The organism is Actinomadura sp. RB99, assembly GCF_014706005.1.
GTDB lineage: Bacteria > Actinomycetota > Actinomycetes > Streptosporangiales > Streptosporangiaceae > Spirillospora.
The window spans coordinates 23,145-45,100 of sequence record NZ_JABMCA010000002.1; the positions used below are offsets into that span (position 1 = coordinate 23,145).

21 protein-coding genes are annotated in these 21,956 nt (G+C 74.9%); 8 read left to right on the forward strand and 13 right to left on the reverse strand.

The annotated features are described in order from the left end of the window. Positions 1-14: 14 nt before the first annotated feature. From amrb99_RS02075 to amrb99_RS02090, 4 genes are all read right to left on the reverse strand, one after another. Positions 15-1,733 carry an ABC transporter ATP-binding protein gene (locus amrb99_RS02075; RefSeq protein WP_190851465.1) on the reverse strand — a complete coding sequence of 573 codons (1,719 nt, stop codon included), beginning with the start codon at positions 1,731-1,733 and terminating at the stop codon, positions 15-17. Beyond that, complete coding sequence (locus amrb99_RS02080; protein ID WP_190851467.1) at positions 1,733-3,562, reverse strand: ABC transporter ATP-binding protein; 1,830 nt, start codon at positions 3,560-3,562, stop codon at positions 1,733-1,735. Before amrb99_RS02080 ends, amrb99_RS02075 begins: the two co-directional genes overlap by 1 nt. Further along, the gene (locus tag amrb99_RS02085; protein ID WP_190851469.1) at positions 3,559-3,942 is read right to left on the reverse strand and encodes a cupin; all 384 of its coding nucleotides are present in this window, start codon (positions 3,940-3,942) and stop codon (positions 3,559-3,561) included. The genes amrb99_RS02080 and amrb99_RS02085 overlap by 4 nt, the downstream gene beginning before the upstream one ends. A gap of 69 nt (positions 3,943-4,011) precedes the next feature. Continuing rightward, positions 4,012-5,487 (reverse strand): MFS transporter, encoded by a 1,476-nt coding sequence (locus amrb99_RS02090; protein ID WP_190851472.1) that lies wholly within the window; start codon positions 5,485-5,487, stop codon positions 4,012-4,014. Between the two features lie 165 nt (positions 5,488-5,652). On the opposite strand from amrb99_RS02090, the gene amrb99_RS02095 reads away from it, so the two are divergent. Both amrb99_RS02095 and amrb99_RS02100 read left to right on the forward strand, forming a co-directional pair. Then, a complete protein-coding gene (locus amrb99_RS02095) occupies positions 5,653-6,813 on the forward strand; it encodes a histidine kinase (RefSeq protein WP_190851474.1) in 1,161 nt (386 codons plus the stop codon). Then, positions 6,810-7,469, forward strand: a complete 660-nt coding sequence (locus amrb99_RS02100; protein ID WP_190851476.1) for a response regulator — start codon at positions 6,810-6,812, stop codon at positions 7,467-7,469. Before amrb99_RS02095 ends, amrb99_RS02100 begins: the two co-directional genes overlap by 4 nt. Positions 7,470-7,505: 36 nt before the next feature. Here the strand turns inward: amrb99_RS02100 and amrb99_RS02105 are convergent, their stop codons facing one another. Together amrb99_RS02105 and amrb99_RS02110 are read right to left on the reverse strand one after the other, a co-directional pair. After that, entirely contained in the window at positions 7,506-8,273 is a 768-nt protein-coding gene (locus tag amrb99_RS02105) for an SDR family NAD(P)-dependent oxidoreductase (RefSeq protein WP_190851478.1), read from the reverse strand. Between the two features lie 107 nt (positions 8,274-8,380). Continuing rightward, positions 8,381-8,806: a MerR family transcriptional regulator gene (locus tag amrb99_RS02110; RefSeq protein ID WP_190851481.1), complete on the reverse strand. Its 426-nt coding sequence runs from the start codon at positions 8,804-8,806 to the stop codon at positions 8,381-8,383. Between the two features lie 158 nt (positions 8,807-8,964). Between amrb99_RS02110 and amrb99_RS02115 the strand changes: the two genes are divergently transcribed. Further along, positions 8,965-9,336 (forward strand): DUF3140 domain-containing protein, encoded by a 372-nt coding sequence (locus tag amrb99_RS02115; RefSeq protein ID WP_190851485.1) that lies wholly within the window; start codon positions 8,965-8,967, stop codon positions 9,334-9,336. 19 nt (positions 9,337-9,355) lie between these two features. Here amrb99_RS02115 and amrb99_RS50515 read toward each other — a convergent pair whose 3' ends face one another. Further along, positions 9,356-9,934: a TetR/AcrR family transcriptional regulator gene (locus amrb99_RS50515; protein ID WP_190851487.1), complete on the reverse strand. Its 579-nt coding sequence runs from the start codon at positions 9,932-9,934 to the stop codon at positions 9,356-9,358. A gap of 165 nt (positions 9,935-10,099) precedes the next feature. Next, complete coding sequence (locus tag amrb99_RS02125; protein WP_190851489.1) at positions 10,100-11,131, reverse strand: medium chain dehydrogenase/reductase family protein; 1,032 nt, start codon at positions 11,129-11,131, stop codon at positions 10,100-10,102. A 138-nt stretch (positions 11,132-11,269) separates the two neighbouring features. Between amrb99_RS02125 and amrb99_RS02130 the strand changes: the two genes are divergently transcribed. After that, positions 11,270-11,917: a TetR/AcrR family transcriptional regulator gene (locus amrb99_RS02130; protein WP_190851491.1), complete on the forward strand. Its 648-nt coding sequence runs from the start codon at positions 11,270-11,272 to the stop codon at positions 11,915-11,917. Positions 11,918-11,986: 69 nt separating this feature from the next. Here amrb99_RS02130 and amrb99_RS02135 read toward each other — a convergent pair whose 3' ends face one another. Together amrb99_RS02135 and amrb99_RS02140 are read right to left on the reverse strand one after the other, a co-directional pair. Further along, the gene (locus amrb99_RS02135; protein WP_190851493.1) at positions 11,987-12,832 is read right to left on the reverse strand and encodes a hypothetical protein; all 846 of its coding nucleotides are present in this window, start codon (positions 12,830-12,832) and stop codon (positions 11,987-11,989) included. A gap of 4 nt (positions 12,833-12,836) precedes the next feature. Then, entirely contained in the window at positions 12,837-13,886 is a 1,050-nt protein-coding gene (locus amrb99_RS02140; RefSeq protein WP_190851494.1) for a cation diffusion facilitator family transporter, read from the reverse strand. Positions 13,887-13,968: 82 nt separating this feature from the next. Here amrb99_RS02140 and amrb99_RS02145 point away from each other — a divergent pair, with 82 nt between their 5' ends. Then, positions 13,969-14,292: a metalloregulator ArsR/SmtB family transcription factor gene (locus tag amrb99_RS02145; RefSeq protein WP_190851496.1), complete on the forward strand. Its 324-nt coding sequence runs from the start codon at positions 13,969-13,971 to the stop codon at positions 14,290-14,292. Between the two features lie 27 nt (positions 14,293-14,319). Here the strand turns inward: amrb99_RS02145 and amrb99_RS02150 are convergent, their stop codons facing one another. Genes amrb99_RS02150 through amrb99_RS02160 form a run of 3 tightly spaced genes read right to left on the reverse strand, consistent with a single transcriptional unit; the run spans position 14,320 to position 17,180 of the window. Continuing rightward, on the reverse strand, positions 14,320-15,108 hold the full coding sequence (locus tag amrb99_RS02150) for a citryl-CoA lyase (protein WP_347256499.1): 789 nt from the start codon (positions 15,106-15,108) through the stop codon (positions 14,320-14,322). Between the two features lie 26 nt (positions 15,109-15,134). Next, positions 15,135-16,331, reverse strand: coding sequence for a CoA transferase (locus amrb99_RS02155; protein ID WP_190851501.1), 1,197 nt, complete (start codon positions 16,329-16,331; stop codon positions 15,135-15,137). A gap of 42 nt (positions 16,332-16,373) precedes the next feature. Beyond that, the gene (locus amrb99_RS02160) at positions 16,374-17,180 is read right to left on the reverse strand and encodes an IclR family transcriptional regulator (RefSeq protein WP_190851504.1); all 807 of its coding nucleotides are present in this window, start codon (positions 17,178-17,180) and stop codon (positions 16,374-16,376) included. Positions 17,181-17,585: 405 nt separating this feature from the next. On the opposite strand from amrb99_RS02160, the gene amrb99_RS02165 reads away from it, so the two are divergent. From amrb99_RS02165 to amrb99_RS02175, 3 genes are read left to right on the forward strand one after another with little or no spacing between them, the layout of a single operon-like run. Next, on the forward strand, positions 17,586-19,082 hold the full coding sequence (locus amrb99_RS02165) for an aldehyde dehydrogenase family protein (RefSeq protein ID WP_206699757.1): 1,497 nt from the start codon (positions 17,586-17,588) through the stop codon (positions 19,080-19,082). Further along, on the forward strand, positions 19,079-20,137 hold the full coding sequence (locus amrb99_RS02170; RefSeq protein ID WP_190851508.1) for an alcohol dehydrogenase catalytic domain-containing protein: 1,059 nt from the start codon (positions 19,079-19,081) through the stop codon (positions 20,135-20,137). Before amrb99_RS02165 ends, amrb99_RS02170 begins: the two co-directional genes overlap by 4 nt. Continuing rightward, a complete protein-coding gene (locus tag amrb99_RS02175) occupies positions 20,134-21,954 on the forward strand; it encodes a thiamine pyrophosphate-binding protein (RefSeq protein ID WP_190851510.1) in 1,821 nt (606 codons plus the stop codon). Before amrb99_RS02170 ends, amrb99_RS02175 begins: the two co-directional genes overlap by 4 nt. Positions 21,955-21,956: the final 2 nt, after the last annotated feature.

Here is a 21,956-nt window from a genome sequence, read left to right on the forward strand (position 1 = left end):
GGGAACGGACCAGGTCACCGCCCGCTCGCGACCGGGTTCGTGGCCAGCGCCCAGAAGTCGGCGTAGCGGCCGCCGCGCCGCAGCAGCTCGTCGTGGGCGCCCTCCTCCACGATGCGGCCGCCGTCCAGGAAGACGACGCGGTCCGCGCGCCGGACGGTCCGCATCCGGTGCGCCACCATCACCACCGTCCGGCCCGCCACCAGGCGTTCGATGCCGTCGTGGACGGCCGCCTCGTTCACCGGGTCCAGCGCGGAGGTCACCTCGTCGAGCAGCACGATGGGCGCGTCCTTGAGCAGCGCCCGCGCGATGGAGACGCGCTGGCGCTCACCGCCCGACAGCAGCTCGCCGCCCTCGCCGACGTTCGCCGCCCAGCCGCCGGGCAGCCGCCCGACCACCTCGTCCAGCCGCGCCGCGCTCGCCGCCGCCCGCACCTCCGCGTCGCTCGCCTCCGGGCGGCCGAGCCGGACGTTCTCCTCGATCGTGCCGTCGAAGAGGTGGACGTCCTGGAAGACGACGGCGATCCGCGCCATCAGCGCCTCGGCGCCGATGTCCCGGACGTCCGCGCCGCCGACCCGGACCGACCCGCCGTCCACGTCGGAGAACCGCGCGAGCAGATGCAGCAGGGTGCTCTTGCCCGCGCCCGACGGGCCGACCACGGCGAGCCGCCCTCCTTCCGGCACGGACAGCGACACGTCGTCGAGCACCGTCCGGTCGCCGTGCCGGAACGTGACGGACGCGAACTCCAGGCCGCCGTGCTCCGGCCGGACGGGTTCGCGGGGCTCCGGCAGCGGCTCGGTGCTCAGCACCTCGTCGAGCCGGGCCAGCTGTGCGCGCGCGCCGCGCAGCCGGCCGCCGAGCTCCGACAGCGACAGCAGCGGGTCGGCGCAGCGGGCGGCGAGCACCAGGATCGCCAGGACGTCGGCGGCGCCGATGTGCCCGCCCAGCGCGAGGTAGGAGCCCAGTGCCAGGAGCACGGTGAACACCGCCTGAACCGTCAGCGTGAGGCCGAGGATTCCGGGCAGCGCCGACAGCGTGGAGCGGCGGGACGCGCGCTGGAGTCCGCGGAGCGCGTCGTCGAGCATCCGGAAGCGTTCGGCGGTCCGGCCGCCGGCCCGCAGCACCGGCTGGGCCCGCAGGTATTCGACGACCCGCGCCGCGGCCTCGTGGTCGCGGTCCGCGCGCTCGGCGTCGGCGGCGGCCATCGCGCGTCCCGCCAGGACCTGGACCGCCGCGACGAGCGGCGCCGTGAGCAGCGCGGCCAGGCCCATCCGCCAGTCGAAGCCGACCATCACGGCGACGATCGTCAGCGGCGTCACGCAGGCGGACACGAGCGGCGCCAGCAGGTGCGCGATCACGCTCATCGCCTGCATGAGCCCGCGCCCGGCGAGAACAGACACCTCCCCGACGCGGCGCGGGCCGTACCAGCCGACGGGCAGCCGGGCCAGGTGGTCGCCGAGCCGGTAGTACATCCCGCGCAGCAGCGTGGTCCCGACGCGGAACCCGGACAGGTCGCTGACGTACCGCAGCGCCCCGTACACCGCGACCGCGGCCCCGAACGCGATCAGCCACGGCCGGGCGTCTCCGGGCGCGCCCCCGAGGAGCTCCCGGAGGACGGGCACCAGCAGCGCGTAGGACAGGCCCTCGACCACCGCGGTCGCCGTCATCAGGGCCACGGTGCGGCGCACCGGACGGGCGTACTCGGCCCCCAGCACGCGGAACAGCATCGAGATCATCACAGGTCGTCTCCTCGCGGTGCGCCGGGGCGGGGCGCGGCCTCGGCGCCGGCCGCCGACAGGTGGGACCGCCAGAACGCGGCGAACCGCCCGTCCCGCGCCAGCAGCTCGGCGGGCGCGCCGCGCTCGGCGATCGCCCCGTCCTCCAGCATCACGACGGCGTCGGCGTCGGCGATCGTCTCCAGCCGGTGGGCGATGACGAGGACCGTCCGGTCGCCGCCTGGTGACGTCAGGGCCCGCCGCACCGCCAGTTCCGTATGCGGGTCGGCGAACGCGGTCGCCTCGTCGAGCACCAGGACGGGCGTGTCGGCGAGCAGCGCGCGGGCGATCGAGATCCGCTGCGCCTCGCCGCCCGACAGCCCGGCCTCCTCGCCGAGCACCGTGTCGTAGCCGCGCGGCAGCTCCAGGACGCGGTCGTGGACGTTCGCCCGCCGGGCGGCGCGGACGATGTCGTCCATGGCCGCGTCCGGCACCGCGAGCGCGATGTTGTCCGCGACCGACGCGCGCAGCAGCCGGACGTCCTGGAAGACGAAGGAGACCGTCCGGTAGAGGTCCCGTCCGGCGAGGTCCCGCAGGTCGACGCCGCCCAGCGCGACCGAGCCCCGGGTCGGGTCGAAGAACCGCGGCAGCAGCCGCACCAGCGTCGACTTCCCGCCGCCCGACGGCCCGACGACCGCGGTGACCGTGCCCGGTTCCAGCACCAGGTCGATCCCGCGCAGCACCTCGCGGTCCGGACCGTAACCGAAGTGGACGTCCCGCAGCTCCACCCGGTGCCCGCGCGGCGCGACCGGGACCGCGGGCTCGGGCAGCGGCGGCACCGCGAGCACCTCCCGGATCCGCCCGACCGCGCGCCGCGCGCCCTGCAGGTCGTCGAAGCCGTGGAAGAGCGCCGCGACCGGAGCCGTCAGCCCCAGCCCGAGCAGCGGGAAGGGCAGCAGGTCGGCCGGGGCCATGCCGCCGCGGTCGATCAGCACCGCGCCGCCGGTCAGCACGGCCAGCAGCACGAACGGCGGCGACAGCACCAGCTGGATCGCGGCGGCGACCCCGGCGAGCGCGCGCACCATGCGGTAGAAGGCGGTGACGAACGCGTCCACGGCCTCGACGAACCGCCGGAGCGCGCGCTCGCCTCCGCCGAACGCCTTGACGACCGCGATGCCCTGGACGAACTCGACGACGGAGCTCGCGATCCGGCCCATCGCCGCGTCGAACTCCTGCTGCTCGCGCAGCCGGCCCGGCGTCATCATCAGCGGCACCAGCGCCACCGCCAGCAGCACCGGGACCAGCGTGATCAGCGTGAGGCGCCAGTCGACGGCGAACAGGTAGGCCAGCGACACCAGCGGCACCACGAACGCGGTGGCGAGCTCGCCTGGAGTGTGCGCGATGAACGGGTGCACGGCGCTGACGTCGTCGCCGACGAGCTTCGCCAGCTCGCCGGTCCGGCGGCCGGACAGCCAGCCGATCGGGACGCGCCCCAGCCGCGCCGCCAGCCGCCGCCGGAACGCCAGCTGCACCCGGCCGTCGAGCAGGTGCCCGATCCCGGAGGCCGCGGCCGTGCACAGCAGCCGGACCAGCAGCCCGGCCGCGCCCGCGACCACGGCCGTCCAGACGCGGCCGTGGTCGGCCGGGCCGGGCGCCAGCAGAGCGCGTCCCACCTCGGCGACGGTCAGGAGCGGCGCCAGGCCGGCCACGGCGCCGGCCACCTGCAGGGCGACGAGCGCTGCGAAGCTCCGGACGTGCGGGCGCAGCAGCCCGCCCGGCGCGTCGTCCGCCGCGGAACCGGCGGAGGAGGCAGGCGCGGACCTCCGTTCGGCGAGGCCGGCGGCGGTCATCGGCGCGCCTCCACCCGGCTGCCCTGCGGCAGGGTGACGGCCATGATGCTGCTGGGCACGTCCAGCGCGATGCGGTGCCACCGCCCGCGCGGGACGATCGCGGCGGTCCCGGCCGGCAGCCGGACCTCTTCCTCCTCCTGCCCCGGCTCCTCCGGGCGCAGGTAGAGCCGGATCTTCCCGATGAGGCAGGAGACGACCTCCTCGGCCTCGGGATGGACCTCCCAGTGGCCGCCGTGGACGTCGGCGTCGGTCTTCGCGTGGAAGGCCGTCAGCCGCCAGCCGTCGTGGCCGGAGCACACCGTCCTTTTCTCGGCGTGGATCGTGCCGCCCTGGCGGAGGTGGAGAAGGGACGCGAAGAGGTCGATCGGGGCGACGGGCATGCCGGGCCGTCCTTCCTGCGGAGAGCGAGCCTGCGAGAGCGAGCGGATGAGGTGGTGCGGAGGGGCCGGTCAGTCCGCGGCGGCGACCGGCTCGCGGTCGCCGGTCCGTCCGGCCGGTACGGGCGGGCCGCTCCGCCGCAGCACCGTGAGGGCGATGACGACGGCGCCGAGCAGGAGCGCCGCGCCGATGGTGAAGCCGAACGCGTACCCGTCGCTGAGCGAGGCGGGCGTGACGGTGTCGCCGGTGCGGTCGTGCGCCGCGGTGCCGAGGGCGGCCAGTCCGAGCGAGGCGCCGATCTGGCGGACGCTGTTGAGCAGGCCGGACGCGGCGCCGGCCTCGTGCGGCGCCACGCCGGTGGTGGCGGTGGAGACGAGCGGCGCGAGGCAGAGCCCGAACCCGACACTGGCGACGATGGACGGGCCCAGCACGTCGGTGAGGAAGGAGCCGTCGGCGCCGATCCGGCCGAACCAGGCGAACCCCGCCGCGGTCATGAGCCCGCCGGCGATCAGCAGGGTGCGGGCGGGGAGGCGGTAGCCGAGCTTGACGGCGAGGAACGAGCCGACGATCACCCCGAGCGCGAACGGCACGAACTCGAGCCCGGTCAGCGCCGGTTCCGTCCCGAGGACGCGCTGCAGGTAGAGGGAGACGAAGTAGAAGGACGACGACAGGGCCGCGCCGGTCAGCAGGTTGTAGGCGTTCGCGCCGGCGACCGAGCGGTTCGCCAGCAGCCCGAGCCGGATCAGCGGCTCGCGGGCGGTGGACCGCTCGACGAGGACGAACGCGACGAGCAGCGCGACCGCGGCGGCCAGCGTCGTCACGGTGGCCGCCGAGGTCCAGGCGTGCCGGTCGGTGCGGACGACGCCGAACACCAGCAGGGTCACGCCCGCCGTGGCCAGGACCGCGCCGAGGACGTCGGGGCGGCCGCCGCGCTCCCGGGGCGGATCGGCGGCGACGCCCCGCCAGGCCATGGCCAGCGCGGCCGCGGCCATGGGCACGTTCACGAACATCACCCAGCGCCAGCCGGCGTACTCGGTGAGCAGGCCGCCGATCAGCACGCCGAACGCGCCCCCGGCGGCGTTCATCGCGCTCCAGATCCCGAAGGCGCGGACGCGGGCCCGCCCGGCGGGGAACGTCGCGGTCAGCAGCGCCAGCGCGGCCGGCGCCAGCGCGGCGGCCCCGACGCCCTGGGCGACGCGGGCGGCGACCAGATGGCCGGGTTCCTGCGCGAGGCCGCCGAGGAGCGACGCGAGGCCGAACAGGCCGAGCCCGAGCCGCAGCACCCGCTTGCGGCCGTACCGGTCGGCGGCCTTGCCGCCCAGCAGGAGCAGCCCCCCGAACGCGAGGGCGTAGGCGTGGATCACCCAGGTCACACCGACCGCGCCGAATCCGAGGCCGGACGCGATCCGCGGGAGCCCGACGTTCACCACCGACAGGTCCAGCGACACCATGAACTGCACGACGGCCACCGCCGCGAGCGTGAGCCCCGGCCGGGCGGCCGGCTCGGCGCCCGCCCGTCCGCGGGCCGATTTCCGGATCGTGTACATGCCGGAAATGGTGCTGTTCGCACTGGTCGGCGGTCATCGTGCGGGGGAAGACTCCTTCGCCCGGCACCGCGGGAGTACGCCCGGCCGGACTACGACGCCGGGAGTAGTCCGGGATTGCTCCGTCCAGCGGAGGACGCCGGAGAAAAGGGCCCATAACCTACGTGAATGAGGTTCTTGGACGGGAGGCGGCCGCTCGCCGAGGACGGCCTGCTCGCCGCGGCGATGGCCGTCCTGCTGACGGTCGTCATGCTCTACTCGCCGCGCGCGGGCGCGCTGGATCTCGCGGCCGGCATCGCCGGTTCGCTCGCGCTCGTCGCGTGGCGGCGGGCGCCGCTGGCGGCGCTCGCCCTCAGCGCGGCGTTCATGCTCGTGGTCGCGGGCCGCACGCAGCCGGGCCCGGCTGCGGCCTATCCCGTCATGGTGGCGGTGTTCGGCGCGGTCAGGGCCGGCCACCGGGTGGCCGCGGCGCTGGTGAGCCTGGCGTTCCTGGGCATCGCGGTGGCGGTGAACCTGCCCGGCGCCGACGGGACCGGGGAGAACCTCCAGAGCGTCGCGCTGCTGGTCGGCTGGTTCGTCGCGGCCGGCGTCGCGGCGACCGTCACCCGGCACCGGCAGGCGTACCTGGAGGAGGCCGAGCAGCGGGCCGCCGAGGCCGAGCGCACCCGGGAGGAGGCGGCCCGCCGCCGCGCGGGGGAGGAGCGGCTCCGCATCGCCCGGGAGCTGCACGACTCCCTCACCCACAGCATCTCCGTCATCAAGGTCCAGGCGGGGGTGGCCGTCCACCTGGCGCACCGGCGCGGCGAGGAGGTTCCTCCGGCGCTGGTGGCCATCCAGGAGGCCAGCGGCGACGCCATGCGCGAGCTGCGCGCCACCCTGGAGGTCCTGCGCGACTCCGGCGACTCCGACGACGGCGACGGATCCGGGGGCGGGGCCGCCGCCTCCGGCCTCGACCGCCTCGGCGACCTGGTCGACCGGGCCCGCTCCGCCGGCCTGGACGCCACGGTCACGGTCTCCGGCGCCCGCCGCGACCTGCCCGCCGAGGTGGACCGGGCCGCGTACCGGATCGTCCAGGAGGCGCTCACCAACGTCTCCCGGCACGCGGGCGGCGCGGCCGCCGCGGTGTGCGTCGACTACGCGGACGGCGCGCTGGTCGTGCAGGTCGAGGACGACGGCAAGGCCGATCCGGACGCGCCGCCGGTGCCCGGCAAGGGGCTGCTCGGCATGCGCGAGCGCGTCGCGGCGCTCGGTGGGCGCCTCCGCGCCGAGCCCCGCGCCGAGGGCGGCTTCATCGTGCGCGCCGAGCTGCCTCTGGAGGGAGCGGCGTGATCCGCGTGCTCCTCATGGACGACCAGGCGCTGATCCGCGGCGGCTTCCGCGCCCTGCTGGAGATCGAGGACGACATCGAGGTGGTCGCCGAGGCCGCGAACGGCGAGCAGGGCGTCGCGCTCGCCCGCGAGCACCGGCCCGACGTCGCCCTCGTCGACATCCAGATGCCGGTGATGGACGGCATCGAGGCGACCCGGCTGATCGCCGCCGACGAGCGGCTGAGCGGCGTCCACGTCGTCATCCTCACCAACTACGGCCTCGACGAGTACGTCTTCAACGCGCTCCGCGCCGGCGCCTGCGGCTTCATGGTCAAGGACACCGAGCCCGCCGACCTGCTGCAGGGCGTGCGGGTCGCGGCCCGCGGCGACGCGCTGCTGTCGCCCGCGATCACCCGCCGGCTGATCGCCGAGTACGTCGCGCGCCGCCCCGAGCCCGCGCCGCAGGCGCTGGACGTGCTGACCAACCGGGAGCGGGAGGTCACCGCGCTGGTGGCGCGGGGCCTGTCCAACGACGAGATCGCCGCCCGCATGGTGATCAGCCCGACCACCGCGAAGACGCACGTCAGCAGGGCGATGACGAAGCTGCGGGCCAGGGACCGCGCCCAGCTCGTGGTCTTCGCCTACGAGTCCGGCCTCGTCACGCCCCGCCGCGTGTGACAGGTGCCCGCGCCTGACGGGCGCCCGCGCCCGCGGTCACCAGGGGATCGGGCCCTCCTCGCCGAAGAAGCCGCCGGTCGTCCCGTCCTCGCCGGCCGTGGCCAGCCGGACCACGACCGCCGCGCCCTGCTCCACGGTGAGGAAGCCGGTGTGGTCGTTGCTGTCCGTGGCCACGAAGCCGGGCGCGACGGCGTTGACGAGCACGCCGTCCTTGCGCAGCTCGTTCGCGTACTGCACGGTCAGCGCGTTCAGCGCGCTCTTGGACGGCGAGTACGCCGCCGACGGCAGCAGCGACGCCATGGGGCCGTCCGGGTCGCTGAAGATCGTCAGCGAGGCGGCGTGGCTGCTGACGTTGACGACGCGCGGCTCCGGCGACCGCCGCAGCAGCGGCAGCATCGCGTTGGTCACCGCGATCACGCCGAACACGTTGGTCTCGAACACCCTGCGGACCATGTCCAGGTCGACGGTGCTCGGGACCTGGTCGTGGGCGTCCGCGGGCGCGACCTGCCCGGAGCCGCTGATGCCGGCGTTGTTGACCAGCACGTCGAGGCGGCCGAAGCGCTCCTCGACCAGCTCGGCCGCCTTCCGGACGGAGACCGCGTCGGTGACGTCCAGGGCGACCGCGTGCACGTCGCCGCCCGCCTCGCGGAGCGCCGCGGCGGCCTCCTCGCCGCGGCGCCGGTCCCTGGCGCCGATCAGGACCGTCATGCCCGCCGCGGCGAGCTGCGCGGCGACCCCGCGCCCGATCCCCTTGTTCGCCCCCGTGACCAGCGCGACCTTGCGCTGTTCGGCCTGCTCGCTCATGTCCCCGCTCCTCGTCGTGGAAAGGGTGCGCCCGTCTCGGCACCCGTTGTCGGACCCGAGACGACGCAGCCCGCCTGCCTGTGACACGCGGGGCGGAGGAACCGGGATCAGTGCTTGTGCGCCTCTTCGATGGACGCCCCCGCCAGCCGCGCCGCGAGCGCGTCGGCGAAGTTGGGGCACTCGAAGACGTTGTCGTGCGGGCAGGACAGGCCGTGGGCGATCGCGCCGCGCGCCGCCTGCATCCGGGCGATCTGCCGGTCCAGCTCGGCGAGCTTGTCCCGTTGCAGCTCCCGCCAGTCGCCTCCCGACGTGCGGGCCCTGACGAGCGCCTTGATCTCGCGCAACGTGAAGCCGACGTCGCGCAGGAGCAGGATGAGCCCGACGTGCTCCACCGCGAACGGCGGGTAGCGCCGCTGCCCCGACACCCGGGCCGGTGCGGGCAGCAGGCCGTACTCCTCCCAGTAGCGCAGAGCGGACGTGGCGACCCCGGTACGGTCCGCCACCTCGCCGATCGTCAGCCGCTCGTCCGCCATGGTGGCCTCAAGCGTAGTTCAAGGGGCCGCCACGTGATCAGGATGACGGGATCGCGGTCCCGCCTCCCTGCCGCAGGCCCGTCCGAGCCGGTCGCGATTCCCGCTCTGACCAGGTGTTCTTCGGGAATGCCCGGCTCGCGAGGGGGTATCGCGAGCGAATGGGCAGTGAACGCAGAGACGCTCTCCGCTTCGCCGACGACGTGACCGCCGAGCGGGACGCCGTCGCGGCGGAGTTCGGCGCGGCCGTCAACATGACGCCCAAGGAACTCGAGGAGTGGCTGGACACCGACGAGTCGAGGTCCGTCGGCCAGAGGAAGGACGGCGGCGAGGCGACGGGCCACGCGTCCGGGCGCCGGATCGTCCAGCTGATGCGCACGAAGAGAGCGGACCTGTCCGACGACGACTACGCGCACATGACCAAGGTGGTCGGCTACGTCCACCGGCACCTCGCCCAGCGACCGCGCGGCGACGTCCGGGACACCCGGTGGCGCTACTCCCTGATGAACTGGGGCCACGACCCCCTGAAATAGCCGTCCCCGGCCGCCGCGATCAGGACGCGGCCTGGGCGCGGAGCCCGCGGACGAACAGGTCCAGGTGCCGGCGGGCGAGGGCCTGGTCCTGCTCGGGCGGCAGCGGACCCGGGAGCGGGCGGGCGATGCGGACGGCCATCATGCCGATGTCGGCGAACGTGACGCCGTCCGGCAGGCTCCCGTCCGCGTGCGCCGCGGCGACGAGGCCCTCCAGGAGCCGGAGGCTCTCCGCCCGCAGCGGCGCGAGTTCGGGATCGTTCTCGAGATCGACCCGGCCGAGCAGCGCCGGCAGCACCGCGGAGACGCGCAGGTCCAGCGTCCGGCGCAGGTACCGGGCCAGCGCCTCGAACGGGTCGGGCTCCCGCTCGCACGCGTCCCGCGCGGCCTCCAGGGTGCCGGTCAGCGCGTCGAGGGCGACGGCGTGCAGCAGCGTGCCGCGGTCGGGGAAGCGGCGGTAGAGCGTGCCGCTGCCGACCTCCGCCCGGCGGGCGACGTCGTCGAGCGGGACGTCCGGGCCGCGCGCGACGATCATGTCCCGCGCGGCCGCCAGGATCCGCTCCAGGTTGCGCCGCGCGTCGGCGCGCATCGGCCTGGCCATCGTCCACCTCCTCGCGTCGTAGGCACACGGTAGCAGCGGAACCGGGGAAACTTTCCCCGCTTCGACGGCCGCCGAGTACGCCGCGGCGATCGTCCGGGGACGAGCTGCCCGCCGCCAACGACGCCGGGGCGGTCGTCACCGTCGACGCGGTGCCCGCGAGCGGGACTACGGCGTCAGCACGACCTTCCCGGCGACGGTCCCGGACTCGGCGAGCCGCATCGCGTCGGCGACGCGGGCGAGCGGCAGCTCCGCGGCGATCCGGGGCGTGACGTCACCGCGCTGGAGCGCGGCGAAGACCTCGGTGAGGTCGGCGCGCAGCCGGGCCCGGAACCGGTCCTTGGACAGCGCCCGTCCCGCCCAGGCGTTGAAGAAGTAGGCGCGGCGCCCGTTGGGCAGGGCGTTCCACATCCAGACGCGTGCGAGCAGCTTGAAGACGGGCCACTGCTTGGAGCCCTCGTCGTCGCGGGTGGAGGCGCTGCCGTAGGACACGAGGGTGCCGCCGGGGGCGAGGAGGCGCCACGAGTCGACGATGCCGGCGCCGCCGACGTGGTCGAACACGGCGTCCACGCCGCCGGGGGCGAGCGCGCGGACCTGCGCGGCGACGTCCCCGGCGCGGTAGTCGACGGGCGCGACGCCCTGTTCGCGGAGCAGGTCGTGGTGGCGTGCGGACGCCGTCCCGATCACCTTCGCGCCCGCGGCCTGGGCGAGCTGGACCAGGACCGAGCCGACGCCGCCGTTGGCGCCGTGCACCAGGACGGTCTGCCCGGCGCGGACGCGCGCCTTGCGGTGCAGCATCTGCCAGGCCGTGATGCCGTTGACGACGAGGGTCTCCGCCTCCGCCGCGCCGATCCCGTCGGGGACCGGCACGGTGTCCGCGGCGTCGAGGAGGACGTGGCTGGCCCAGCCGCCGACCTTGGTCAGCGCCGCGACCCGGGTGCCGATCAGGCCCGGGTCGACGCCGCGTCCCGCGGCCTGCACGGTGCCGACGAGGTCGTAGCCGGGCACGAACGGGAACGCGGGCTGGTCGTAGTAGCGGCCGCGGCGCATCTGCTGCTCGGCGAAGGAGACGCCGGTCGCCTCCATCCGGACCACGACCTGGCCCGGCCCCGGCGCGGGGACGGCCCCGTGCCGGATCCGCAGTTCCTCCGGCTCGACCTTGCCCGGCAGGACGACCTCGACGAGCTCTTCGGTGTTCATAGCGTCTCCATCGCTCTCGGATGATGCTCTAGCTTCTGTTAGAAGTTATAACCAGTCCTTGTGTGAGTGTCAATAGGGTTCGTGATAGCCTCTAACTAAATCTTCGAGTCGTAGCGGCGAGCGGGAAGGCGGCAGGGCATGGCGGAGACGGGGACGCGGACCCCGCGCGAGCGGTACCGCACCCAGGTGCGCGCGGAGATCAAGCAGCACGCCTGGGAGCAGATCGCCACGACGGGCGCGTCCGCGCTCTCGCTCAACGCGATCGCCAAGCAGATGGGCATGAGCGGGCCCGCGCTCTACCGGTACTACGCCGGCCGCGACGAACTGATCACCGAGCTCGTCAGGGACGCGTACCAGAGCCTCGCCGACACCCTCCGCTCGGCCGCCGACGCGGGCGCCGGGCTCGCCGAACTGGCGCACACGCTGCGCGCCTGGGCCCTGGAGGACCCCCAGCGGTACCTGCTCATCTACGGCACCCCCGTCCCCGGCTACGACGCGCCGGACGACATCACCCGCATCTCGGCCGAGACCATGGCGGTCCTGCTCGACGCCTGCGCGGCGCTTCCGGCCGACCGTCCCGAGACGCCGTTCGACGCCCACCTGGCGGACCACCGCGACTGGGCCGGCGACCACCCCGCCCAGCCCGCGGCCCTGTGCCGGGCCCTGACCTTCTGGACCCGGCTGCACGGCGTCCTGTCGCTGGAGCTCGCCGGCCACTTCACCGGAATGGGGTTCGACGCCGCGCAGCTCTTCGACGCCGAACTGGACGCCCTCCTGTCGCCCTGACCCCGCCGGGCCCGCGCCTGTTCCGGCTCTCCGGGCGCCGCCGACGGCCGCCGTTGCCGGGAACCCCGGTCAGGCGAGGGTGGTGAGCAGACGGGCCAAGGCGACGGCGAGGTCCGGCCGGCCGGCCGCGGCGGTGTGCTCGCGGAGGCGGTCGAGGCAGTGCAGGTAGAGCGGCAGGAGTTCCCGCCGGAGCAGCTCGGCGGCCGCGGTCGCGTCGTCGATCCCGCCGGCCCGCCAGCGCCCGGCCGCGGCGACCAGGCTGCTCGACGGCTGCGGCGGGGCGGTGTACCAGCGCGCGGCGTCGTCATTGCGGCCGAGCATCCCGGTGGCGGCGGTGTAGAGGAACCGGACGGGGAACAGCACGGCCTTGGTGGCGGCGCGGGCGCCCTCGGCGGCGAGGCCCTCCGGGTGCCTGAGCGTGTGCACGTAGGCGGGGTCGGCGAACCGGGTCGCGGCGAAGGCGGCGCTGTCGAGGAGAAGTTCGTCCCGTCCGGGCCGCGCGCAACCGGAACGGCGGTCGGCGCCGTACAAGAGGACGCCTGAGTCAAGGAGGTCGAGCCGGTCGGTCGCGGGGAACCGGCCGGCGTCGGTGCCGTCCGCCAGGCTCTCCCAGTCGCTCCAGAAGAGGGAGAGGCGCGACGCGAGGGCGTGGTGAGGGGTGCCCGCGTACCGCTGGATCGTGTCGCGGCGGACGGTGTCGACGGCCGTCGCGGCGGCGGCGTCGGCGCGGTCGACGACGAGGGCCACGTCCACGTCGCTGACCAGGGGGGCGAACCCGCCGTGCGCCAGGCTGCCGATGGCGAAGGCCGCCACGAGCCGCTCGTCCAGACGCGCCGCGGCCTCGGCGAGCGCGGCCTGGACGACTTCCCGGCCGGTGGGATCGGACAGGGCGGGGGGAGGGGGAGGGTGCTTCATGCGTTCAATGGTGGCCGTGCAGGGCGGCGTGGTGGTCGGTCCCGTCCGTGCCGTCGGGATCGGCGTGGACGGTGGCGGCCCGCAATCGCGGCAGGCCGTGGATCAGGCGGTGCTCCGCCTCCACCGCCACCGCGTGCGCCTGCACGAGTGACAGATCCGGGTCGAGCACGATGTCGGTCTCGGCGCGCAGCGTGTGGCCGACCCAGCGCAGCCGGACGCCGCCGACGCGCCGCACCCCGTCCACCCGGGCCAGGATCCGCTCGGCGGCGGTGACCAGTTCCGGGTCCACGGCGTCCATCAGCCGGTGGTAGACCTCCCTGATTGCGTCGCGCAGCACGAAGCAGATGGCCAGGGTGATGAGCAGCCCGACGACCGGGTCGGCGACGGGATGGCCGAGGGCGGATCCGGCGGCGCCGGCCAGCACGGCGAGCGAGGTGAAGCCGTCGGTCCGCGCGTGCAGGCCGTCGGCGACCAGGGCGGCGGAGCCGATCTCGCGGCCGACCCTGATGCGGTACCGGGCCACCCATTCGTTGCCGAGGAACCCGACGACGGCGGCGGCCGCGACCCAGCCGAGCGCCCTGACGTCCTGCGGGGCGATCAGGCGGCGGAACGCCTCGTAACCGGCGAGGGCGGCGGAGGCGGCGATGACCACGACGATCGCCAGCCCGGCCAGGTCCTCGGCGCGGCCGTACCCGTAGGTGAAGCGGCGCGTCGCGGCGCGCCGGCCGAGCAGGAACGCGATGCCGAGCGGTACCGCCGTCAGCGCGTCCGCGACGTTGTGCAGGGTGTCGCCGAGGAGCGCCACCGACCCCGAGAGCACCACGATCGCCGCCTGGACGGCCGCGGTGGCGGCCAGCACCGCGAGGGACAGTCCGAGCACGCGCAGCCCTCGGCCGCTGGTCTCCAGCGCCTCGTCGGTCTTGTCGGCGGAGTCGTGGCCGTGCGGGGCGAGCAGGTGCCTGGCCCGGGCGAGAAGCGACGAGGCCGTCGCGTGCCCATGACCGTGACCGTGTCCATGGCCTGGCGAGGGTTCGGGGCCGGTGGGATCCGACATGGGCCTCCTCGGTTGCGAGCGAGCCGTCCGGCCAGTATATGTAGTCAGGTATGCACGCGGCTACATTGCAGGTGCGAGGTCCATGCAACAGCATCCTTCGAGCGCTCAGATCGAGGCGGCCACGGCCGCGTTCCGGATGCTCGCCGACCCGACCCGGCTGCGGCTGATGTGGCTCCTCACCTCCGGCGAGTACGACGTCACGTCGCTCGCCGACCTCCTGGAGACGTCCCGGCCGCTCGTCTCCCAGCACCTGGCGAAGCTCCGGATGACCGGGCTGGTGCACACCCGCCGCGAGGGCCGCAGGGTCCTGTACCGGGCCCGCGACACCCACGTGCGGACGCTGATCACCGAGGCGTTCTCCCACGCCGGCCACGAGGTGACGGGCCGGCCGCGGCACGACGACTGACCCGGAGCCCCGGCCGGGCCGGGCCGGTCAGGGGCGGTAGGCGGGGAGGACGGCGCGGGGGACGGGCCCCTTGTTGCGTCGGCCGCTCTGGGACTCCTCCCAGGCGTGGGCGAGGATCCCGACGCTCCGGCTGAGGACGAACAGGCCGCGCGCCAGCGGCGCGGGGAACCCGAGCTCGGCGTAGATGACGGCGGTGGCCCCGTCGATGTTCATCGGCACGGGCCTGGCGCGGCCCTCGGCGAGGCGGGCCTCGATCGCCTTGCCGGCCCGCAGGTGGCGGCCGGCGACGACGCCGTCCCGCACGGCGTCCTCGACCAGGGCGAGCAGCGGGTCGCGGCGGGGGTCGCGGGGGTGGAAGCGGTGGCCGAAGCCCGGCACGTAGCGGGGCCCGTCCGCGACGGCCTGGTCGGCGGCCGTGCGCAGGTCGAGCCCGGCGTCCTCGCGCCGGAGGACGTCGTCCAGCAGCCGGACGCACTGCTCGCCCGCCCCGCCGTGCGCGTCGCCGAGGGTGTTGACGGCGCTGGCGACCGCGTTGTTCAGGCCGACGCCGCAGGTGGCGGCCATCCGGGCGATGGCGATGGACGGCGCCTGGGGCCCGTGGTCGACGGCGGCGACGAGCGCCGCGTCGAGGAGGGCGGCCTGGCGGGGCGCCGGGAGGTCGCCGCGCAGCATCAGCCAGATCATGGACGTGAGGCCGGTCGTCCCGATGAGGTCCTGGACGGGGCGGCCGCGCAGCTCGATGACGCCGGGTTCCATCCGGGAGACGGCGGTCGCCCACCAGTCCGCGACGGCGCCGGTCGGGTCGATCTCGGTCACGGGAGCCTCCTGCGCTGGACGGTCGGTCATGGGGTGACGGCGTTCTCGGCCCGGCCGTTCCAGCGGTCCGCGAGGGCGTCGCGTTCGGCGTTCTGGTCGCCCAGCAGCGGCGGGGGCCCGGTGGGCCGCAGGGGCTCGCCGTCGTGCAGGACGCCGCCGCCGGAGACCTTGAGGACCCGTCCGGAGCCGTCCGGGAAGGGCAGTTCGGTGAAGAAGCCGCGGTGCTCGAGCTGGTCGAGGCCGACGGCCTGGGGGACGGTCACGACGCGGGCGGCCGGGACGCCGGCGGGGGCGAGGATCCGCTCCCACTCTTCGGCGGTGCGGCGGCGCAGCGCGCGGTTGAGCTCGCCGGTCAGTTCGTCGCGGTGCCGCTTGCGCCGCTCCCGGTCGGCGAAGCGCGGATCGTCGAGGAGGTCGCGGCGGTCGAGGAGGCCGCACAGCGTCTCGAACTGCCGCTGCCGGTTCGCCGCGATGTTGAGCGGGCCGTCGGCCGCCTCGAAGGTGCCGGACGGGGCGGCGGTGGCGTTCTGGGTGCCCATCGGCTCCGGCGCGACGCCGCTGACCAGGTAGTTGGAGACGGCCCAGCCCATCGCCGAGACGGCCGACTCCAGCATGGAGACGTCGAGGAACGTTCCCGTCCCGGTGCGGGCGCGGCCCGCGAGGGCGGCGGAGATGTGCAGCGCGGCGGTGAGCCCGCCGACGGTGTCGCAGACGGGGAAGCCGATCCGGAGCGGGGCGGTCTCCTCGGTGCCGGTGATGCTCATCATGCCGGAGAGCCCCTGGATGATCTGGTCGTAGGCGGGGGCCTGGCTCATGGGGCCGCTCTGGCCGAAGCCGGAGATGGCGCAGTAGACCAGCCGGGGGTTCAGCTCGCGCAGCCGCGGCCAGCCGAACCCGAGCCGGGCGAGGACGCCGGCGCGGAAGTTCTCCAGCAGCACGTCGGCGCCGCGGACCAGGTCCTCGAAGGCGGTGCGGTCGGCGGCGTCCTTGAGGTCCAGCTCGACGGACTTCTTGCCCGCGTTCTGCGCCAGGAACGAGGCGCCGAGCCCGGACCGGTTCAACTCGGCGTCGGGGCCGAGGTGCCGGGCGAGGTCGCCCTGCCCCGGCACCTCGATCTTGACGACCTCGGCGCCGAGCAGCATCAGCTGGTAGCTGCAGTACGGGCCGGCGAGGACGTTGGTCAGGTCGAGGACGCGTACACCGCTGAGCGGTCGCTCTGACATGCGCTTTGCTCCTTCAGGTCACGCCGTGGGTCCGGCCGCGGGTCAGCGCGCGGGGCTGAGCGGGTGGTCGAAGCCGCGCTCCGACATCTCCGCGGCCACCTGGCGCAGGTCCGCGGCGTACTGCTCGACGACGTCGTCGGGGAAGCGGACGGTGGGGCCGCTGAGGGACAGTGCGGCGACGACGGTCCCGGACCGGCCGAGGACGGGCACGGCGACGGCGGACAGGCCGTCCTCGCGCTCCCCGTGGCTGACGGCCCAGCCGCGGTGCGCCGCCTCGTCGATCCACTCGCGCAGCCGTTTGACGTGGCCCTCCCCGTAGGGGGAGCTGACGGCGACGCGCCGGAGGAGGGAGTCGGGCGCGTCGCGGAGGAGGGCCTTGGACGAGGCGCCGGCCCAGAGGGGGAGTTCGTCCCCGACGTGCACGACGTGGCGGAGCGGCTGCGGGCTCTCCTGCTGGGCGACGCAGACGCGGTAGATGTCGCGGAGCATGTAGAGGTTGACGGTCTCGCGGCGGCGGGCGCCGAGGTCGCGCATGTACCGGCGGGTCTCCGGGGGCAGCTCCCAGCTGCTGCGCGCGAGGTGGGCCCAGCGCCAGAGGCCGGGGCCGGGGAGGTAGCCGTTGGGCGCCGCCCACAGCAGGCCGTTCTGCTCCAGCGTCTGGACCAGCCGGATGACCGTGGTCTTCGCCAGCCCGGTCGCCTCGACGATCTCGCGGATCGAGATCACCGGGCGCTCCTCGCTGAGCAGGGACAGGATCTCGACGGCGCGCTGGACGCTGCGGACGCCCTGGGAGTCGGCGGGCTGGGAGTCGGCGGCCGGCTCGGCGCCGGGCTTCTTGGCTGGGCTCACTGGTCCTCGATCTCCCCGATGTCGGCGGTAGTGTCCGGGAAACCCGGCGTGCTGCGCTCGGCCGCGGATGGAGAGCGGGAGCCGGCGCGGGGCCGTGCCCGGTGCGGCCGGGGACGGCTCGTACGTTACACGGAGTCCACACAGTGGTCTAGTTGGACCATCAGTCGGTATCAGTCGGCGGTATTGGGAACTTTCCGGCGCACTCTTCCCCCGGTGAGCCACGTCACCTATAACTAACTCACTGGTTCGAACATTAGGTGCCGACCCGGGAGGTGGCTGAGCCGTGCGACCGGCCGTCCCGCTGTATTTCCGGCCCCAACTTTCTCGCCGCCGACCCTTGTCAGCGCGCGGCGCCGACCCGTACGTTGGCTCGAAGTCCACATGATGGCACTAATGGTCCGCTTGGTGGATCTGGAGGAACGGATGCTGGAAGCGCTGCTCGCGGCCGCGGCCGAGGGCGAACCGGTGCAGGCCGCGGCCCTGGTCGCCGGCCGGTGGGAGTCGGCGGGTCCGCAGGGCGAACGCGTCGGACCGTTCGTGCGCAGGCCCGTCAGCCGGGCCCCGGCCGCCGGCCCGGACGACGTCGCGAAGGTCCGCGCCCCTGCCCGCGCCTTCGCCCGGACGGTCGCGCGGCTCGCGCCGGCCTCGCGGGCCGAGGTGCTGGAGAGGGCCTCGCGCGCCGCCGCCGAGCACCGCGACGGCCTCGCCCGGCTGCTCGCCCTCGAACTGGGCAAGCCGCTCAAGGACGGGCGCGGCGAGATCGACCGGGTCGCCGACACGTTCGCGGTGTGCGCCGCCGAGGCGCGGCAGATCGGCGGCGACACGCTCCCCGTGGCGGGCTGGGCGCGCGGCACGGGCAACACCGCCTTCACCTACCGGGCCCCCGCGGGCGTGGCCCTGGCCATCACCCCGTTCAACGCGCCCGCGAACCTGCTCGCGCACAAGCTGGGCGCCTCGTTCGCGGCGGGCAACACCACGATCGTCAAGGCGCCGCCGCAGGCGCCCGCCGTCTCCACGGCGATCGTGGCGCTGCTGGTCGAGGCCGGGATGCCGTACGAGGCCGTCCAGCTGCTGCACGGGGACGGCTCCGTCGGCGCCGCGCTGTGCGCGGCCGACGAGGTCGCCGTCATCAGCTTCACCGGCAGCGCCGCGACCGGGAACGCGGTCGCCCGCGCGGCCGGGGCCAAGCGCCTCGTCCTGGAACTGGGCGGCAACGCCGCGACGATCGTGTGCGAGGACGCCGACATCGCCGAAGCCGCTCGCGTGTGCGCGCGCACCGGTTACAGCAACTCCGGCCAGAGCTGCATCTCGGTCCAGCGCGTGTACGTCCAGCGTTCCCGCTTCGAGGAGTTCCTCGAAGCGTTCACCGGCCAGGTGAAGGCGCTGACCGTCGGCGACCCGCTCGATCCCGGCACCGACGTCGGCTCGATGGTCGACGAGGACGCCGCCGAACGCGTCGTGCGGTGGACGGCGGAGGCCGCCGAGGCCGGCGCCCGCGTGCTCCTCGGCGGCGAGCGCGACGGCGCCACCGCGCTGCCCACGGTCGTGGCCGACCCGCCCGCGACCGCCTCGGTCGTCCGGCACGAGGTCTTCGGCGCGCTCGTCGCCGTGCTCCCGTTCGACGGCCTGGAGCAGGTGATCGAGGAATGCAACGAGAGCCGGTACGGGCTCCAGGCCGGCCTGTTCACCCGCGACATGGACCGGATCATCACCGCGTGGCGGGACCTGGAGGTCGGCGGGCTCGTCGTCAACGGCTCGTCCAACTTCCGGCTCGACCACGTGCCGTTCGGCGGCGTCAAGGACTCCGGCTTCGGACGGGAGTCGCCCCGCTGCATGATCGACGACTACACCGTGGTCAAGACCATGATGCTGCGCGGGACCTCGCTGTGGGGCGCGGCGTGAAGGCGGTCGTCCTCACCGCGCCGGACGAGGTGGCCGTCGTGGACGACCGGCCGGAGCCGTCCTGCGGGCCGCGGGACGTCGTCGTCGCCGTCCACGGGGTCGGGCTCTGCGGCTCCGACCTGGCCGTCGTCTCCGGCCACCGCCCGGTGCCCACGCTGCCGTGGGTGCTCGGGCACGAGGCGTTCGGCGTCGTCGCCGCCGCCGGCGAGGACGTCGCCGACCGGTTCCCCGGGCAGCGCGTCGTCGTCGAACCGAACTACCCGTGCCTGGCCTGTCCGGCGTGCCACGCCGGTGCCACGGCGGGCTGCCCGAACCGCAGGGCGGCCGGCATCACCGACCCGGGGCTGCTCGCCGAGCGCGTCGCGGTCCCCGCCCGCTTCACCTGGCCCGTCCCCGACTCCTGGGACGACGCCGACGCGGTGTGCGTCGAGCCGTTCACGGTCGCGCTGAACGCCGTCCGGATGAGCGGCCTCGCCGCCGGCGACAGGTGCCTGGTCGTCGGCGCCGGCTCCCAAGGGCTGCTGGTCACCCTGGCCGTGGCGCACACCGGAGGAGTCCCCTTCATCGTCGAGCCGCACGAGGGGCGCCGCGCGCTGGCCCTCGAACTCGGCGCGCGGGACGCCGCCGAGGACGCCTCCGGAACCGCCTACCCCGCCGTGATCGAGACGTCCGGCGCGCCCGAGGCGTTCGAGGAGGCGCTGGAGCGCACCGCCCCCGGCGGCACCCTCATCGCCGTCGGGCAGAGCGCCCGCCCCGCCCGGCTCTCCACCTTCTCCCTCGTCCAGCGGCGCCTGACCGTGCGCGGCTGCCTCATCTACGACCACCCCGCCGACTTCCCCCGCACCCTCGCGACGCTCGCCGGGCACGACCTGCGCCCCGGCCGGATCCTGCGCGAGCGCTTCGACCTCGCGGACGCGCCGAAGGCGTTCGCGCGGGCGGCGGAGACCGCCGGCAAGACCTGGATCAGCATGCCCCGAGGGGGGACGGCCCCCCGCGCCCCCCGGGCCGACTCCGTCGGCACCTCCGTCACCCGAACCGAGGAGACCCCCTCATGACCGTGGACGTCCACCCCCAGAGCGACCCCGCCGTGGCGGTGTCCGCGGCGGAGGCGCTCGTCCGGCAGCTCGAGCGCTACGGCGTCGAGTACGTCTTCGGGACCTGCGGCCACACCAACATCGCCCTGCTGGACGCGCTGGGCCGCAGCCCGATCGAGTTCGTCATCGCGCGGCACGAGCAGGCCGCCGCGCACGCCGCCGACGGCTACGCCCGCGCGTCCGGGCGGCCGGGCGTGCTGCTCGTGCACGTCGGGCCCGGCATGATGAACGCCGTCACCGGCGTGGCGACCGCCGCGCTCGACTCCGTCCCGCTCGTCACCATCGCCGGCGACGTCCCGTCCTATTACCGGGGCAGGCACCCGCACCAGGAGGTCAACCTCCACAACGACGCCGACCAGACCGCGATCTACCGGCCGTTCGTCAAGCGCGCCTGGCACGTCCACCGCGCCGAGGACCTCGGGCGGTTCACCGAGCGGGCGTTCTGGACCGCCACCACCGGACGGCCCGGCGCGGTGCTGCTCAACGTCCCGATGGACCTGTTCTCCCGGCCGGTCGCCCCCGCGGACCACCCGCTGCCCGCGCACCAGGCCGTCCCCGGCCTGCCGGACGCGACGGCGGAGCGGATCGCGGCGCGCCTCGCCGAGGCCGAGCGGCCGCTGATCTACCTCGGCGGCGGGCTGCGCGGCGACGCGGGCCGCCGCGCGCTGCTCTCGCTCGCCGAGCACCTCGACATCCCGATCGTCCACTCGCTGATGGGCAAGGGCGCCGTCCCCGACGACCACCCGCTGCTGCTCGGCATGCCGGGCTTCTGGGGGCTGGAGACCACCAACGACTACGCCCGCGAGGCCGACGTCGTCCTCGCCCTGGCCACGCGGTTCGCCGAGACCGACGCCAGCTCGTGGGACGACCGCTACACCTGGAACCTCGGCGGCCCGGACGCCCCGGCGACGTCCGGACGGCTCATCCAGATCGACATCGACGCCGCCGAGATCGGCCGCAACTACCCGGTGGAGATCGGCGCCGTCGCCGACGTCACCCTCGCCGTCCAGGCCGTCGCCGAAGCGGTGCGGGCCGTCCACCCCGACCCGGTCGACCGGCCCGGACTGCGCGAACGGATCCGCGCCGCGCGCACCGACCTGTTCGAGCGGAGCCGCGAGCGCGGCCGCTCCGGCGACTTCCCGCTCCGGCCCGAACGGATCCTCGCCGACCTCCGCGAGGCGCTGCCCGCCGACGCGGTGCTGGTCACCGACGTCGGCTGGAACAAGAACGGCGTCGCCCAGTGCTACGAGCTGCCCGCCGAGGGCCGCTTCATCACGCCCGGCGGCGCGTCCACCATGGGCTTCGGCCCGGCGGCGGCGGTCGGCGTGCAGATCGGCGCGCCCGGCCGCGCCGTCGTCGCGCTCGTCGGCGACGGCGGCATGAGCGCGCAGCTGCCCGCCGTCCCCATGGCCGTCGAGCAGGGCCTTCCGGTGATCTTCGTGGTGATGAACAACCGCGCCCACGGCACGATCGCCGACCTGCAGGCCGCGAACTTCGGCGCGAGCTACGGCTGCGAGTTCCGCGACCCCGACGGCCGCCCCTACAGCCCCGACTTCGCCGCCTACGCCGAGGCGTGCGGAGCCGACGGGCACCGGATCACCGCACCGGACGCCCTCCTGCCCGCCCTGCGCGCGGCCGTCACCGCGCGCCGCCCGGCCGTCCTGGACGTGCCGATGGTCAACGAGCCCGTGCCCACACCCGGGCACTGGAACATCAACGACATCTACCAGGGTGTCTTCCCCGGCGACAGCGGCCACCCCGCGCTGCCCGCCTCCTGAGC